This is a genomic window from Leifsonia sp. NPDC056824, from assembly GCF_042789575.1.
Taxonomy (GTDB): domain Bacteria; phylum Actinomycetota; class Actinomycetes; order Actinomycetales; family Microbacteriaceae; genus Leifsonia.
On record NZ_JBHUAV010000005.1, the window covers coordinates 169,661 to 184,668 of the forward strand.

The 15,008-nt window shown below is 69.4% G+C and carries 13 protein-coding genes; 9 read left to right on the plus strand and 4 right to left on the minus strand.

Annotated elements, in window-relative coordinates; genetic code table 11:
- Window positions 1-89 precede the first annotated feature (89 nt).
- On the plus strand, window positions 90-3,560 hold the full coding sequence (dnaE, locus tag ACFRFH_RS17805) for a DNA polymerase III subunit alpha (protein ID WP_382464409.1): 3,471 nt from the start codon (window positions 90-92) through the stop codon (window positions 3,558-3,560).
- A gap of 135 nt (window positions 3,561-3,695) precedes the next feature.
- Here the strand turns inward: dnaE and ACFRFH_RS17810 are convergent, their stop codons facing one another.
- A complete protein-coding gene (locus ACFRFH_RS17810) occupies window positions 3,696-4,190 on the minus strand; it encodes a flavin reductase family protein (protein WP_382464324.1) in 495 nt (164 codons plus the stop codon).
- An 89-nt stretch (window positions 4,191-4,279) separates the two neighbouring features.
- Here ACFRFH_RS17810 and hisD point away from each other — a divergent pair, with 89 nt between their 5' ends.
- From hisD to ACFRFH_RS17825, 3 genes are read left to right on the plus strand one after another with little or no spacing between them, the layout of a single operon-like run.
- Window positions 4,280-5,584, plus strand: coding sequence for a histidinol dehydrogenase (hisD, locus tag ACFRFH_RS17815; protein ID WP_382464325.1), 1,305 nt, complete (start codon window positions 4,280-4,282; stop codon window positions 5,582-5,584).
- A gap of 59 nt (window positions 5,585-5,643) precedes the next feature.
- Window positions 5,644-6,117: a transcriptional regulator NrdR gene (gene nrdR / locus ACFRFH_RS17820; RefSeq protein ID WP_345834707.1), complete on the plus strand. Its 474-nt coding sequence runs from the start codon at window positions 5,644-5,646 to the stop codon at window positions 6,115-6,117.
- Window positions 6,118-6,155: 38 nt separating this feature from the next.
- Complete coding sequence (locus tag ACFRFH_RS17825; protein WP_382464326.1) at window positions 6,156-7,199, plus strand: quinone-dependent dihydroorotate dehydrogenase; 1,044 nt, start codon at window positions 6,156-6,158, stop codon at window positions 7,197-7,199.
- Here ACFRFH_RS17825 and ACFRFH_RS17830 read toward each other — a convergent pair.
- Window positions 7,167-8,093: an RNase H family protein gene (locus ACFRFH_RS17830; protein WP_382464327.1), complete on the minus strand. Its 927-nt coding sequence runs from the start codon at window positions 8,091-8,093 to the stop codon at window positions 7,167-7,169. The two genes, ACFRFH_RS17825 and ACFRFH_RS17830, sit on opposite strands and share 33 nt — an antisense overlap.
- Window position 8,094: 1 nt before the next feature.
- A complete protein-coding gene (locus tag ACFRFH_RS17835) occupies window positions 8,095-8,688 on the minus strand; it encodes a DUF3043 domain-containing protein (protein ID WP_382464328.1) in 594 nt (197 codons plus the stop codon).
- Between the two features lie 42 nt (window positions 8,689-8,730).
- Between ACFRFH_RS17835 and ACFRFH_RS17840 the strand changes: the two genes are divergently transcribed.
- The 5 genes from ACFRFH_RS17840 to ACFRFH_RS17860 all read left to right on the plus strand — a co-directional run bounded on the left by ACFRFH_RS17840 (window position 8,731) and on the right by ACFRFH_RS17860 (window position 13,846).
- On the plus strand, window positions 8,731-10,182 hold the full coding sequence (locus ACFRFH_RS17840) for a dipeptidase (RefSeq protein WP_382464329.1): 1,452 nt from the start codon (window positions 8,731-8,733) through the stop codon (window positions 10,180-10,182).
- A gap of 75 nt (window positions 10,183-10,257) precedes the next feature.
- Window positions 10,258-10,614: an iron-sulfur cluster insertion protein ErpA gene (gene erpA, locus ACFRFH_RS17845; protein ID WP_382459996.1), complete on the plus strand. Its 357-nt coding sequence runs from the start codon at window positions 10,258-10,260 to the stop codon at window positions 10,612-10,614.
- A 144-nt stretch (window positions 10,615-10,758) separates the two neighbouring features.
- Window positions 10,759-11,646 carry a cytochrome c oxidase subunit II gene (gene coxB, locus ACFRFH_RS17850; RefSeq protein WP_382464330.1) on the plus strand — a complete coding sequence of 296 codons (888 nt, stop codon included), beginning with the start codon at window positions 10,759-10,761 and terminating at the stop codon, window positions 11,644-11,646.
- 25 nt (window positions 11,647-11,671) lie between these two features.
- Window positions 11,672-13,420, plus strand: a complete 1,749-nt coding sequence (ctaD, locus tag ACFRFH_RS17855) for a cytochrome c oxidase subunit I (RefSeq protein ID WP_382464331.1) — start codon at window positions 11,672-11,674, stop codon at window positions 13,418-13,420.
- Window positions 13,421-13,423: 3 nt separating this feature from the next.
- Entirely contained in the window at window positions 13,424-13,846 is a 423-nt protein-coding gene (locus tag ACFRFH_RS17860; RefSeq protein WP_382464332.1) for a cytochrome c oxidase subunit 4, read from the plus strand.
- A 348-nt stretch (window positions 13,847-14,194) separates the two neighbouring features.
- On the opposite strand, the gene ACFRFH_RS17865 is transcribed toward ACFRFH_RS17860, so the two are convergent.
- A complete protein-coding gene (locus ACFRFH_RS17865; protein ID WP_382464333.1) occupies window positions 14,195-15,001 on the minus strand; it encodes a methyltransferase domain-containing protein in 807 nt (268 codons plus the stop codon).
- Window positions 15,002-15,008 lie beyond the last annotated feature (7 nt).

Here is a 15,008-nt window from a genome sequence, read left to right on the forward strand (position 1 = left end):
TCCGACGTAGTCTTAAGCCCTCACCTCGACCCGGAGCAATAGTGCCGACCGACTCCTTCGTCCACCTCCACGTCCACAGCGAGTACTCGATGCTCGACGGGGCCGCACGCGTCAAGCCGCTCATCGAGGCGGCCGTCGAGCAGGGCATGCCGGCCGTGGCGATCACCGACCACGGCAACATGTTCGGCGCGTTCGACTTCTGGCGCACGGCGACGGACGCCGGCATCAAGCCGATCATCGGCACCGAGGCCTACCTGACCCCGCGCACCCACCGCACCGACAAGACCCGCGTGCGCTGGGGCGACGGCGGCGGCGACGACGTGTCGGGCTCCGGCGCGTACACGCACATGACGATGCTCGCGGCGACGACCGAGGGGATGCACAACCTCTTCCGGCTCTCGTCGTACGCCTCCACCGAGGGCTACTACTTCAAGCCGCGCATGGACCGCGAGCTGCTGAACCGCTACTCGAAGGGCATCATCGCGACCACGGGCTGCCCGTCGGGCGAGGTGCAGACCCGGCTGAAGCTCGGTCAGTACGAGGAGGCCAAGAAGGCGGCCGCCGAATTCCGTGACATTTTCGGGCCCGAGAACTTCTTCGCCGAAATCATGGATCACGGGCTCGGCATCGAGCGCCGCGTCATGAGCGACCTGCTCCGGCTGGCCAAAGACCTCGGCCTCCCGCTGGTGGCCACCAACGACCTGCACTACACGCACGCGGCCGACGCCAAGAGTCACGCCGCGCTGCTCTGCGTGCAGTCCGGCTCGACGCTGGACGATCCCAACCGGTTCAAGTTCGACGCCGACGAGTTCTACCTCAAGACGCCCGAGGAGATGCGTCGGATCTTCCGCGACCACCCGGACGCCTGCGACAACACGCTCGCCATCGCCGAGCGCGTCGACGTGAAGTTCGACACCGCGGCCAACTACATGCCGCGCTTCCCGGTGCCGGAGGGCGAGACCGAGCAGAGCTGGTTCGTCAAGGAGATCGAGAAGGGCCTCCATGAGCGCTACCCGGGCGGCATCACCGAGGAGGTCCGCAAGCAGGCCGACTACGAGATCGGCGTCATCTCGCAGATGGGCTTCCCCGGCTACTTCCTCGTCGTCGCCGACTTCATCAACTGGTCGAAGAACAACGGCATCCGCGTCGGCCCCGGCCGAGGCTCCGGCGCCGGCTCGATGGCCGCCTACGCGATGCGGATCACCGACCTCGACCCGCTGCGGCACGGCCTGATCTTCGAGCGCTTCCTCAACCCCGACCGCGTCTCCATGCCCGACTTCGACGTCGACTTCGACGACCGCCGACGCGGCGAGGTCATCAAGTACGTCACCGAGAAGTACGGCTCGGAGCGCGTCGCGCAGATCGTCACCTACGGAACCATCAAGGCCAAGCAGGCGCTGAAGGACTCCGGCCGCGTGCTCGGCTTCCCCTTCTCGATGGGCGAGAAGCTCACCAAGGCGATGCCGCCGCCCGTCATGGGCAAGGACATCCCGCTCACCGGCATCTTCGACAAGGAGCACCCGCGCTTCAAGGAGGCCGTGGACATCCGCGCGGTCGTCGAGAGCGACCCGGAGGCCAAGACGGTCTTCGACACCGCGCTCGGGCTGGAGAACCTCAAGCGCCAGTGGGGTGTGCACGCGGCGGGCGTCATCATGTCCTCCGACCCGCTGATCGACATCATCCCGATCATGAAGCGCGAGCAGGACGGCCAGATCGTCACGCAGTTCGACTATCCGGCCTGCGAGTCGCTCGGCCTGATCAAGATGGACTTCCTCGGGCTGCGCAACCTGACGATCATCAACGATGCGCTCGACAACATCCGCGACAACCGGGGCGAGAACCTGGTGCTGGAGGACCTCGAGCTGGACGACCGCGGCGCCTACGAGCTGCTGTCCCGCGGCGACACGCTTGGCGTGTTCCAGCTCGACGGCGGCCCGATGCGCTCGCTGCTGCGCCTGATGAAGCCGGACAACTTCGAGGACATCTCGGCGCTCATCGCGCTGTACCGCCCGGGTCCGATGGGCGCGAATTCGCACACGAACTACGCGCTGCGCAAGAACAACCTGCAGGACATCACGCCGATCCACCCGGAGCTCGCGGAGCCGCTGGCGGAGATCCTCTCGACCAGCTACGGCCTGATCATCTATCAGGAGCAGGTCATGGCCATCGCGCAGAAGGTCGCCGGGTTCTCGCTCGGACAGGCCGACATCCTGCGCCGCGCGATGGGCAAGAAGAAGAAGTCCGAGCTGGACAAGCAGTTCGAGGGCTTCTCGCAGGGTATGGTCGACCGCGGCTTCTCGATGGCGGCGGTCGGCAAGCTGTGGGAGATCCTCCTGCCGTTCTCCGACTACGCCTTCAACAAAGCGCACTCGGCTGCCTATGGGGTCATCTCGTACTGGACCGCGTACCTGAAGGCGCACTATCCGGCCGAGTACATGGCCGCGCTGCTGACCAGCGTCGGCGACTCCAAGGACAAGATGGCGCTCTACCTCAACGAGTGCCGCCGGATGGGCATCAAGGTGCTCCCGCCGGACGTCAACGAGTCCAACCTGTACTTCGCCGCCGTCGGCACCGACATCCGCTTCGGCATGGGCGCGGTCCGCAACGTCGGCGCCAACGTTGTGGACGGCGTGCGGGCCGCCCGTGAGGAGAAGGGCCGGTTCGAGTCGTTCCACGACTTCCTCAGCAAGGTCCCTGTGCACGCGGCCAACAAGCGCACGGTCGAGTCGCTCATCAAGGCGGGCGCGTTCGACTCGCTCGGGCACACCCGGCGCGCGCTCGTGGAGGTGCACGAGGACGCGGTGGAGTCCGCGGTCAAGATCAAACGCAGCGAGGCGAACGGCGACGTCGGCTTCGACTTCGACAGCCTCTGGGGCGAGGACGAGCAGAACCAGACGCAGCACCACATCCCCGACCGCCCGGAGTGGGTGAAGCGCGACAAGCTCGCGTTCGAGCGCGAGATGCTCGGGCTCTACGTCTCCGACCACCCGCTGGCCGGGCTGGAGCTGCCGCTCGCCAAGCTCGCGAGCACGTCGATCGCCGAGTTGCTCTCCTCCGACAGCGTGCAGGACGGCGACACCGTCGTCATCGCGGGACTCGTGACGAGCGTGCAGCACCGCGTGGCGAAGGCGTCGGGCAACCAGTACGGCATGATCCAGGTCGAGGACTTCGGCGGCGAGATGACCGTCATGTTCATGGGCAAGGCGTACACGGAGTTCTCGCCGATGATGCAGGGCGACTCGATCGTCGTCGTGCGCGGCCGGGTCAGCATGCGCGACGACGGGATGAACCTGCACGCGTTCAGCCTGATGGTGCCCGACCTCGGCCAGGCCGACGACATCGGGACGCTGATGATCACGATGGCCGACCAGCGCGCGACGACCGACACGGTGTCCTCGCTCGCCGAGGTGCTGTCGCGCCATCCCGGCGACAGCGAGGTGCGCCTGCGCCTGGTCAAGGGCCAGGTCGCGCGCGTCTTCGAGGTCCCGCGTCCCGTGAAGGTGTCGCCCGACCTCTACGGCGAGCTCAAAGGCCTCCTCGGCCCCAACTGCCTCGTGTAGCCGCCACATTCGTGCCGAATGTCGCCTTTGGCGACGCGAGAGCGCACATTCGGCACGAATCGCGCCTTCGCACATTCGTGCCGAATGTCGCCTTTGGCGACGCCAAAGTGCACATTCGGTACGAATGTGCGGGGGTCAGTCGAGTTCGCTGGGGCGGTGGTAGCGGCGCTCGTGGTACAGCAGCGGCTCGTCGGGGGCGCCGAGTTCGCCGTCCTCGATCTGGACGACCACCACGGCGCTGTTGTGGACGTGGAACCGCTCCACGATGCGGCCGACCATCCACGCGGTCACGTCGTTGACGACCGGGAGGCCGTGGGGTCCGCGGCGCCAGTGGTCGCCGAGGAACCGCCGCGTGTTGTCGTCCGACAGGATCTCCGCGACGCCCTTGTTGCGCACGCCGAGCATGTGGATGATCACCCGGTCGGTCTCCGCGATCGCCGGCCAGCTCGACGCCGACAGCGCCATGTTGAACGTCGCCAGCGGCGGGACGGCGGACAGCGACGCGAGCGAGGTCGCGGTGAACCCCACCGGCGTGCCGTCGGCGGTCTGCGCGGTGATGATCGCCACACCGGCGGCGTGCCGGCGGAACGCCTGCCGGAAGGCGGAGAGGTCGGGGGTCGCGTCAGTCATACGCAGTTATCAAGCGCCGTTCGGGGTGAGGAATTCCGCGCCAGCTCTCAGGCTGAGCGGAGCGGTGGTGCGGATAGGCTTGACCGGTCATGATGCAGACCATCGATCTCCGCGGAGTCCAGCCTACCCGGGCCGCTTTCGAGCGCCTCGTCCCCCGTCCCGTCGTGGACATCCAGGTCGCCGTGCGCGTCGCAACCGAGTTGATCGACGACGTCCGGGCCAGGGGAGCGGCCGCTCTGGCGGACCAGGCGGCGAAGTTCGACGGCGGCGCCCCCGCCTCGGTGCGCGTACCGGCCTCCGAGATCGCCGCGGCCGTCGTTGCGTTGCCGCCCGACGTGCGCGCTGCGCTGGAGGAGGCCATCGTCCGCGTCCGCGAGGCGACCGCCGCGCAGGTCCCTCCGCCCGCCGAGACCCGGATCGGGCCGGGCGCGACCATCGTGCAGCGCTGGCAGCCGGTGGAGCGCGCGGGCCTGTACGTCCCCGGAGGCAAGGCCGTCTACCCGTCGAGCGTCGTGATGAACGCCGTGCCGGCGCAGGTCGCGGGCGTCGCCTCCGTGGCGCTCGCCAGCCCGCCGCAGCGCGCGTTCGGCGGCGCGGTGCACCCGGTCATCCTCGGGGCGGCCGGACTGCTCGGCATCGACGAGGTCTACGCGATGGGCGGCGCCGGCGCGATCGGCGCGCTCGCCTGGGGCGTGGAGGACATCGGGCTCGACCCGGTCCAGGTCATCACCGGCCCCGGCAACATCTACGTCGCCGCGGCCAAGCGCGTCGTCCGCGGCCAGGCCGGCATCGACTCGGAGGCCGGGACCACGGAGATCCTCGTGATCGCCGACGACACCGCCGACGCCCGCTTCGTCGCCGCCGACCTGATCAGCCAGGCCGAGCACGACGAGGCCGCGGCCTCCCTGCTCGTCACCGACAGCCCGGCGTTCGCCGAGCGGGTCGCGGCCGAGCTGGAGGCCCTCGCCGGCGCCACCAAGCACGCCGAGCGGGTGCGCACGGCGCTGGCCGGCCAGCAGTCGGCGCTCGTGCTCGTGGACGACCTCGCTGCGGCGGCGGCGTTCAGCAACGCCTACGGCCCGGAGCACCTCGAGCTGCAGACCACCGACCCGGACGCGCTGCTCGCGCTCATCCAGAACGCCGGCGCGATCTTCGTCGGCTCGAGTGCCCCGGTCAGCCTCGGCGACTACCTCGCCGGCTCCAACCACGTCCTACCCACCGGCGGCCAGGCCCGGTTCTCGCCCGGTCTCGGCGCGTACTCGTTCCTGCGGCCGCAGCAGGTCATCCGCTACGACCGCGACGCGCTGCGGGAGGTCGCCGACCGCATCGTCGCGCTGTCGTCGGCGGAGGACCTGCCCGCGCACGGCGAGGCGGTCACCATCCGCTTCGAGTGAGGCGCACGGCGACCCGTCCTCCGGGCGTCCTCCCGTGATTCCCCGGTAAGATTCCGTTCATGTTCTGCCCCTTCTGCCGTCACCCGGACTCCCGCGTCATCGACTCCCGCACGAGCGACGACGGGCTCTCGATCCGGCGTCGCCGGCAGTGCCCGGAGTGCGGTCGCCGCTTCTCGACGACGGAGACCGCGAGCCTCAGCGTGATCAAGCGCAGCGGGGTCGTGGAGCCGTTCAGCCGCGAGAAGATCGTGCTCGGCGTGCGCAAGGCCTGCCAGGGCCGGCCGGTGACGGACTCCGACCTCGCGGTGCTCGCGCAGAAGGTGGAGGAGACCATCCGCTCGACCGGCGCCTCCCAGATCGAGGCGAACGACATCGGGCTCGCCATCCTCCCCGAGCTCCGCGAGCTGGACGAGGTGGCCTACCTGCGCTTCGCGAGCGTCTACCAGGCGTTCGACTCGCTGGAGGACTTCGAGGAGGCCATCCAGCAGCTCCGCGTCGAGCACCGGGGCGAGCCGGCCGACGTGCAGAGCTGACGAGCGCACGAGCGCGAGCGGGGTATTCTCAAACCGGCATGTATCGCACACTCTTCTCCCTCGTCCTGTCGAAGCTCGACCCGGAGCGCGCGCACCACCTCGCCTTCCTGGTGATCCGGGCCCTCCCCGCGCTCGGTCTCGGCGGTCTCGTCCGCCGCTTCACCGCGCCGGACCCGTCGCTGGCCGTGGACGCCCTCGGCCTGCGGTTCGACTCCCCGTTCGGCGTCGCCGCCGGTTTCGACAAGGACGGCGAAGCGGTCCTCGGCCTCGGCGACCTCGGCTTCGGCCACGTCGAGGTGGGCACCATCACCGCCCTCCCGCAGCCGGGCAACGACCGGCCGAGACTGTTCCGGCTCATCCCGGACCGCGCCGTCATCAACCGGATGGGCTTCAACAACCACGGTGCGGGGGATGCCGCCAACCGGCTGCTGAAGGTCCGCCGCGCCCGGCAGCGGCCCGTGCTCGGCGTGAACATCGGCAAGAGCCGCGTGGTCGCCGTCGAGGACGCCACCCAGGACTACCTGACCAGCGCCCGCGCGCTCGCGCCGGTCGCCGACTACCTCGTCGTCAACGTCAGCTCGCCGAACACGCCGGGGCTCCGCGGCCTCCAGGAGCTGGAGCTGCTGGCCCCGCTGCTCACCGCCGTCAAGGGCGTCGCAGGGGAGACCCCGCTGCTGGTCAAGATCGCGCCCGACCTCACCGACGAGCAGGTCGAGAAGATCGCGGGCCTCGCCGTCGAGCTGGGCCTCGCCGGGATCATCGCGACGAACACAACGATCTCCCGCGACGGCCTCCTGACCGACCCCGCCGTGGTGGAGGCTGCCGGCGCCGGCGGGCTCTCCGGCGCACCGCTCGCCGCGCGCTCACTGGAGGTGCTGCGCCTGATCCGCGCGCACGTCCCCGCCGAGCTCTGCGTGATCTCGGTCGGCGGCGTGGAGACCGCCGAGGACGTGCAGCAGCGACTCGACGCGGGCGCCACGCTCGTGCAGGGCTACACCGCGTTCCTCTACCGCGGCCCGCTGTGGGCGCGGCAGATCAACCGCGGGCTGCTACGCCTCCGGCGTGCCCTGGTGGAAGCGTAAGCGCCAGCGGCCTCCCACGCGCAGCCACAGCGAGCTGCGCAGGCTGGCGCCGCGGTCGTCGACCGTGCGGGCCGTGAGCAGGATGGCGTCGGCGCCGATCCGCTCGGCGCCGAGCACCGCGAGCTCCGCGGCGGGCGCGTCCTCCTCGGCCAGGGCCTCCAGGATCGCGTCGCGGCCCCACAACCGGCCCGAGCGGCCGATCTCCTCGAAGTCGGGGTGCAGCAGTGCGGCGACCCGGGCGGAGTCCGCACGGACGGTCGGCTCCACGAGCTCGCGTTCCAGCCGCGTCACCACATCCTCGTCCGTCTCGGTCGCGGATAGCAGCTCGTCGAAGAGGTCGAACTCGACGGTCTGGGCGGCAGGCTGGGCAGCAGAGCCCGCGGGAGCGGCCTCGGCCACAGCCAGCGCGGGCGCCGGCTCGTGCACGGCCGCTCCGGGCCAGCCCGGCCCGATCGGGATGGCGTCGTCGTCGCGGTAGGCGGTCGCCGCCGCGCGGGCGCGCTTGTCGGCCGCCTCGTTCAGGTCGTGTCCGGCATGGCCCTTGACCCACTCGAACGTGTACGTGCGGCCCTGCAGCGCCCGGTCGAGCCGCTCCAGCAGCTCGCGGTTGAGCACGGGCGCGCCGTCCGACTTGCGCCAGCCCTTGCGCTTCCAGCCCGGCATCCACTTGGTGACCGAGTTGATCACGTACTGGCTGTCGCACAGGATGCGCAGGTCCTCGTCCACATGCGCGGTCGACTCCAGAAGGTCGATGACCGCCATGAGCTCGCCCATGTTGTTGGTGCCGTGCGGCCAGCCGCCCGCCGACCAGTGCTCGTCGTCGACGTACCAGGACCAGCCGGCAGGGCCGGGATTACCGAGGGCGGAGCCGTCCGCCGCTGCGACGATCGTCACGTCAGGCGGGGTACTGGCCGCGCTTGACCTGCGGCTTCGGGAGGCGCATGACGCGGAGCTGGAACGCGCGCATGGCGGCGTACCACTTGAGACCGCGCTCCACCTTGGTCTTACCGAACTTGTCGCCGACCTTCCTGGTCACCAGGAGGCCGAGCACGATGGCGTCGACCACGGCGATGAAGAAGAACGCCCACAGCGCCACCAGGCCCCAGACCTGCATGAACGCGTAGGGGAGGAAGCTGAGCACGATCACCAGCAGCATGATCGGGATGAGGAACTCGCCGATGCTGAACCGGGCGTCCACGTAGTCGCGCACGTACCGGCGCTGCGGACCGCGGTCGCGCTGCGTGAGGTAGCGCTCGTCGCCGGCCGCCATGCCGACGCGCGCCCGCTCGCGCGCCTCGGCCTGGTGCGTCCGCGCCGCCTTGGCCGCCTCTTTGCGGTCGGTCGGCACGAGCGGCCGCTTGCGCGCGGCCTCCTGCTCGCGGCGGGTGGGCGTCGGGGCGCCCTTGCCCTGCAGCCGGGCCGTGGTCTGTTCGGGGGTCTCGGGGCCGGGCGCCTGTGCCTCGTCCGCCGGGTTCTGTCGTTTCGCCAACGCTTGCGCCTTCGTTTGTGGGGTCCCTTTAAGATTACCCGCATGACAGACACCCAGCAGACTCCTTCCGGCCGATCCGCAGCCGGGGACCGGCCGGAGGTGGAGGAGCGCATCCGCTCCTCCGTCGAGACCGGCCTCCCGTCGACCATCGCCGAGCTCTCGCGCCTCGTGCGCATCCCCTCGGTCTCGTGGACCGCCTACGATCCGGGGAACGTCCGGAAGAGTGCGGAGGCCGTGGCGGAGCTGCTGCGCGACACCGGCGCGTTCGAGAGCGTCGAGATCAAGCAGGCGCCGATCTCCGGGCCGTCGACCGGTGCGGGCGAGGCCCTCGGCCAGCCGGCCGTGCTCGCGACGCGCGCCGCGAAGAACGGCCGCCCGACCGTCCTCCTCTATGCCCACCACGACGTCCAGCCGCAGGGCGACGCCGAGAACTGGGACACCCCGCCGTTCGAGCCGACCGTGCGCGGCGACCGGCTCTACGGCCGCGGCGCCGCCGACGACAAGGCCGGCGTGATGGCGCACGTCGCCAGCGTCCGCGCGCTGGTGGACACCCTCGGAGCCGACTTCGACCTCGGCCTCGCGGTCTTCATCGAGGGCGAGGAGGAGTTCGGCTCCCGCTCGTTCGCGAACTTCCTGGAGCAGAACAAGTCGGCGCTCTCCGCCGACGTGATCGTGGTCGCCGACTCCGACAACGTGGATATCGACACGCCCGCCCTCACCGTGTCGCTGCGCGGCAACGTGACCTTCAAGCTCACGGTCTCCACGCTGGAGCACGCGTCGCACTCCGGCATGTACGGCGGCGCCGCCCCCGACGCCATGCTCGCGCTCGTCGCGCTGCTCGCGACGCTGCACGACGAGAACGGCTCCGTCGCGGTCGAAGGACTGCGCTCGCACGACGACGCAGCCGAGCCGCCCGCGCTGAGCGAGGAGCAATTCCGCGAGGAGGCCGCGCTGCTGCCCGGCGTGACCCCGATCGGCACCGGACCGATCCTGTCCCGGATGTGGTCCCAGCCGACCGTCACGATCACCGGCGTCGACGCGCCCAGCGTCGTGGACGCCTCCAACACCCTCCTGCCGAGCGTCGCCGTGCGGCTGAGCGCCCGGATCGCGCCCGGCCAGAGCGCCACCGAGGCCTACGAGGCACTGGAGCGCCACCTGCGCGCGCACGCGCCCTTCGGCGCGCACGTCGAGATCAGCGACGTCGACACCGGGGACCCCTTCCTGGTCGACACCGCCGGCTGGGCGGCGAGCGAGGCGAAGCGCGCCATGACCGACGCGTGGGGCGCGGAAGCGGTCGAGACCGGCATCGGCGGCTCCATCCCGTTCATCGCCGACCTCGTGCGCGAGTTCCCCGCTGCGCAGATCCTGGTCACCGGCGTCGAGGACCCGGACACCCGCGCCCACAGCCCGAACGAGTCGCTCCACCTCGGGGTGTTCAAGAGGGCGATCCTCGCCGAGGCGCTGCTGCTCGCGCGCCTGGACGCCCGGAACTGAGCGAGTTCGCGGGAATGGGACGTACAATCGACCCAGATTTCGCAATCGAGTCCTGAAGAACGTGTAAGGAGCCCCATGACCGACACAGCGCTGACCGCGACCAAGGCCCACGGCGTCGGCCTGACCGACAACGCAGCGGGCAAGGTCCGGAGCCTGCTCGAGCAGGAGGGCCGCGACGACCTGCGTCTGCGCGTCGCCGTCCAGCCCGGCGGCTGCTCCGGCCTGATCTACCAGCTGTACTTCGACGAGCGCATGCTCGACGGGGACGCGACCGTCGACTACGACGGCGTGGAGGTCATCGTCGACAAGATGAGCGTGCCCTACCTGGACGGCGCCACGATCGACTTCGAGGACACCATCCAGAAGCAGGGCTTCACGATCGACAACCCCAACGCGACGGGCTCCTGCGCCTGCGGGGACTCGTTCCACTGAGCGTCACATAACACAAAAAACAGCTCTGGGCCGCCCCGTGTGGGCGGCCCTTTGTGTTCGAAACCGGGTGTCCGTCGGAGTAGGGTAGAGAACGCCACATACAGTTGCATGTGAACTGTCCCCGAGTCTCTCGAAAGGTCACCGGTGCGTCACAATCGCCGTTTCCGATGGGTTGCAATCCCGATCGCAGCGACACTTGCCATCGTCCTCGCGGGCTGCACGCAGGCCCAGCTCCACGGATTCCTGCCGGGCTTCGTCGAGGGCCAGCAGCCCGTCACCAACCACACCGACCGCATCAGCGGCCTCTGGGTGACCAGCTGGATCGTCCTGCTCATCGTCGGCATCATCGTCTGGGGCCTCATCCTCTGGGCGGTCGTCGTGTACCGCCGCCGCAAGGGACAGACCGGACTGCCGGTGCAGCTGCGCTACAACATGCCGATCGAGATCTTCTACACGATCGTGCCGCTCATCCTGGTGCTCGGCTTCTTCGCCTTCACCGCGCGCGACCAGAACGCCATCGAGCAGCCGTACGCGCACCCCGACCTCAAGATCCAGGTGTACGCCAAGCAGTGGGCCTGGGACTTCAACTACGTCACCGACAACGTGTACGACCCGGGAATCCAGGCGCAGCCGAGCGACACGAACGCCACGCCCGGCTCCGTCCAGGAGAGCCAGATCCCCACGCTGTACCTCCCGGAGAACAAGAAGATCACGGTCCAGCTCGACTCGCGCGACGTGATCCACTCCTTCTGGGTGCCGGCCTTCCTCTACAAGAAGGACGTCATCCCCGGCAAGACCAACTACATGTACTTCTCGACCACGGGCCGCACCGGCACGTTCGTCGGCAAGTGCGCGGAGTTGTGCGGCGAGTACCACTCGGCGATGCTCTTCAATGTGAAGATCGTGTCGCAGAGCGAGTACGACGCCCACATCCAGTCGCTCCGCGACAAGGGCTTCACGGGCCAGCTCGGGTCCCAGTACGACCGCAACAACAACCTGCCCGGCACGGGCGCCCCCACGGGCAACGAGTGATTCCGGCAACGAGTAGGACAGACGCATGACGACGACAGCACCGGCGCCCGGAGCGACCACCGCGCCCGCTCCGAAGCCCACCCTCCTCACCGCCAACGGTGTGGAGCGCAAGGGCAACATCCTCGTGAACTACATCACGTCGACGGACCACAAGACGATCGGGTACATGTACCTGATCTCGTCGTTCATCTACTTCCTCATCGGCGGCGTGATGGCCCTCATCATCCGCGCCCAGCTCTTCGAGCCGGGTCTCGCGGTGGTGCAGACCAAGGAGCAGTACAACCAGCTCTTCACGATGCACGGCACGATCATGCTGCTGATGTTCGCGACGCCGCTCTTCGCCGGCTTCGTGAACGTGCTGATGCCGCTCCAGATCGGCGCGCCCGACGTTGCCTTCCCGCGGCTGAACGCGCTGGCGTACTGGTTCTACTCGTTCGGCTCGCTGATCGCGGTCGCCGGCTTCCTGACCCCGCAGGGTGCGGCGTCGTTCGGCTGGTTCGCGTACGCGCCCCTGTCGAGCACGACCTTCTCGCCGGGCATCGGCGGCAACCTCTGGGTGCTCGGCCTCGGCCTCTCCGGCTTCGGCACCATCCTCGGCGCGGTCAACTTCATCACGACCATCATCACGATGCGCGCGCCGGGCATGACCATGTTCCGCATGCCGATCTTCACCTGGAACGCGATGGTCACCTCGATCCTCGTGCTCATGGCCTTCCCGGTGCTCGCCGCCGCGCTGTTCGCCCTCGCGGCCGACCGCGTGTTCGACGCCCACATCTACGACGCCGCAAACGGAGGGGCGCTGCTCTGGCAGCACCTGTTCTGGTTCTTCGGCCATCCCGAGGTGTACATCATCGCGCTGCCGTTCTTCGGCATCGTGTCCGAGATCTTCCCGGTGTTCAGCCGCAAGCCGATCTTCGGGTACAAGACCCTGATCTACGCAACGATCTCCATCGCGGCCCTGTCCGTCACCGTGTGGGCGCACCACATGTACGTGACCGGCTCGGTGCTGCTGCCCTGGTTCTCGCTGATGACGATGCTCATCGCGGTCCCGACCGGCGTGAAGATCTTCAACTGGATCGGCACGATGTGGCGCGGCTCGCTGACCTTCGAGTCCCCGATGCTGTGGTCGATCGGCTTCCTGATCACCTTCACCTTCGGTGGCCTCACCGGTGTCATCCTCGCGTCGCCGCCGCTCGACTTCCACGTCTCCGACACCTACTTCGTGGTGGCGCACTTCCACTACGTCGTGTTCGGCACCGTCGTGTTCGCCATGTTCGCCGGCTTCTACTTCTGGTGGCCGAAGTGGACCGGAAAGATGCTCAACGACCGTCTCGGCAAGTGGCACTTCTGGCTGCTGTTCATCGGCTTCCACACGACCTTCCTCATCCAGCACTGGCTGGGCGTCGTGGGCATGCCCCGCCGGTACGCGACCTACTCGCCCGCCGACGGCTTCACCTGGATGAACCAGGTCTCCTCGATCGGCGCCGGCATCCTGGCGGTCTCGATGATCCCGTTCTTCGTGAACGTCTACCTGACGGCGCGCAACGCCCCGAAGGTCACGGTCAACGACCCGTGGGGCTACGGCCGCTCGCTCGAGTGGGCGACCTCCTGCCCGCCGCCGCGGCACAACTTCACGTCGATCCCCCGCATCCGCTCCGAGTCGCCGGCGTTCGACCTCAACCACCCCGAGGCCGGCATCCCGATCGGCGTCGGCGGCGGCAAGGACGCCCCGGACGCCCCGGTGCTCGACCTCTCGAACAACAAGGTGAAGTGACCCATGAGAGCCAATTCCATCCTCTTCTGGATTCTGTCGGTCTTCTTCATCCTCTCGGCGATCGTCTACACGCTGTGGAGCCTGCTCGACCCGATGCACATGAAGGTCGAGTGGGTCGGCACCGTCGCGCTGACCCTGAGCGCCATCCTGGCCGCGTTCATCGCGTTCTATGTCGGCCGCTCGCACTCCGCCCAGGGCGGCGAGTTGCCGGAGGACCTCCTCGACGCGAACATCGACGACGGCGACCCCGAGCTCGGCCACTTCTCCCCGTGGAGCTGGTGGCCGGTGGCCCTCGCGACCGGCGCCGCGCTGGTCATGCTCGGCCTCGCGGTCGGCTTCTGGATCTGCTTCATCGGCGTGGCCTTCAGCGTCGTCTCCATCGTGGGCTGGGTCTACGAGTACTACCGCGGCTACTTCGCGCGCTGACCCGCACGCACCACACGAAGGCCGCCTCCCTCAGGGAGGCGGCCTTCGTCGTCCCCCCACCTACCTGACAGGACACGCCGCCCGGAGGGCGCAACAGGCGGCGTGTCCTGTCAGTTGGTTCGTCTAGGGGACGCAACACGCCGCATCGCGGCTGGCGCGGCGGCGTGTTGCGTCCCCTCGTTCGCGCGGCGGCCGACGTCGTGCCGCGATCTATCTGACAGAACACGCCGCCCGGAGGGCGCGTCGGGCGGCGTGTCCTGCCAGTTGGTTCGTCCAGGGGACGCAACGCGCCGCGTCGCGGCTGGCGCAGCGGCGTGTTGGGTCCCCGCGGTCGCGCGGCGGCGCGGGCTAGCGGGCGGTGAAGGTGAGGACGTCGACCGAGACGGTGGTCGCGTCGGTCGCGGCGGGAGCCGCCGCCGCGTGGCGGGCGGACGGCCCCATGCCGGCCAGGGCGGCCCGGAGGGCGTCGTCGACTGCTAGCTCGTACGACACCGGTTCGCGCGTCAGCGGGGCGTACAGCGGCTCTGCGGCCACGATGACGTCCTCCGCCTTGTCGGACGGGATGTCGAGCATGGTTCCTGCCGCCCGCAGCGACGTGAGGTGGTCGACGCGCGGCACGACGACCGCGAGCGTTCCGCCCGGCCGCAGGACGCGGTGGAACTCGGGGAGGTTGCGGGGCGCGAACACGTCCAGCACCACATCCGCGCTGTGCGTACGCACCGGGAGCGGCCGCCAGGTGTCGGCCACCAGGCCGTCGACGTCCGGCGACGAGCGCACGGCGCGGGCGACGGCCGCGGGGGAGAGGTCCATGGCCAGCCCGACCGCGCCGGGGGAGCCGACGAGCACCGCGCGCAGGTAGTAGCCGGTGCCGGCTCCCGCATCCAGGACACGCTCCGCCGGTGCGACGGCCGCCGCCAGCGCCCGGGCGATCGGCGCGTACGCTCCGCCCTCCAGCACCGTGTCCCGGGCGTCCAGCATCTCGGCCGTGTCGCCGACGAACTTGCTCCCGCCGCCGAGGAGGGACACGTACCCGCGCTTGTTGACGTCGTGCCGGTGTCCGGCGGCGCAGCCCAGCGTGAGGCGGTCGACCGGCTCGAGGTCCTGTCCGCAGACGGGGCAGCGCAGCCAGGACGCGAGCCGGGTCAGGTCGGGCACAGGGGCC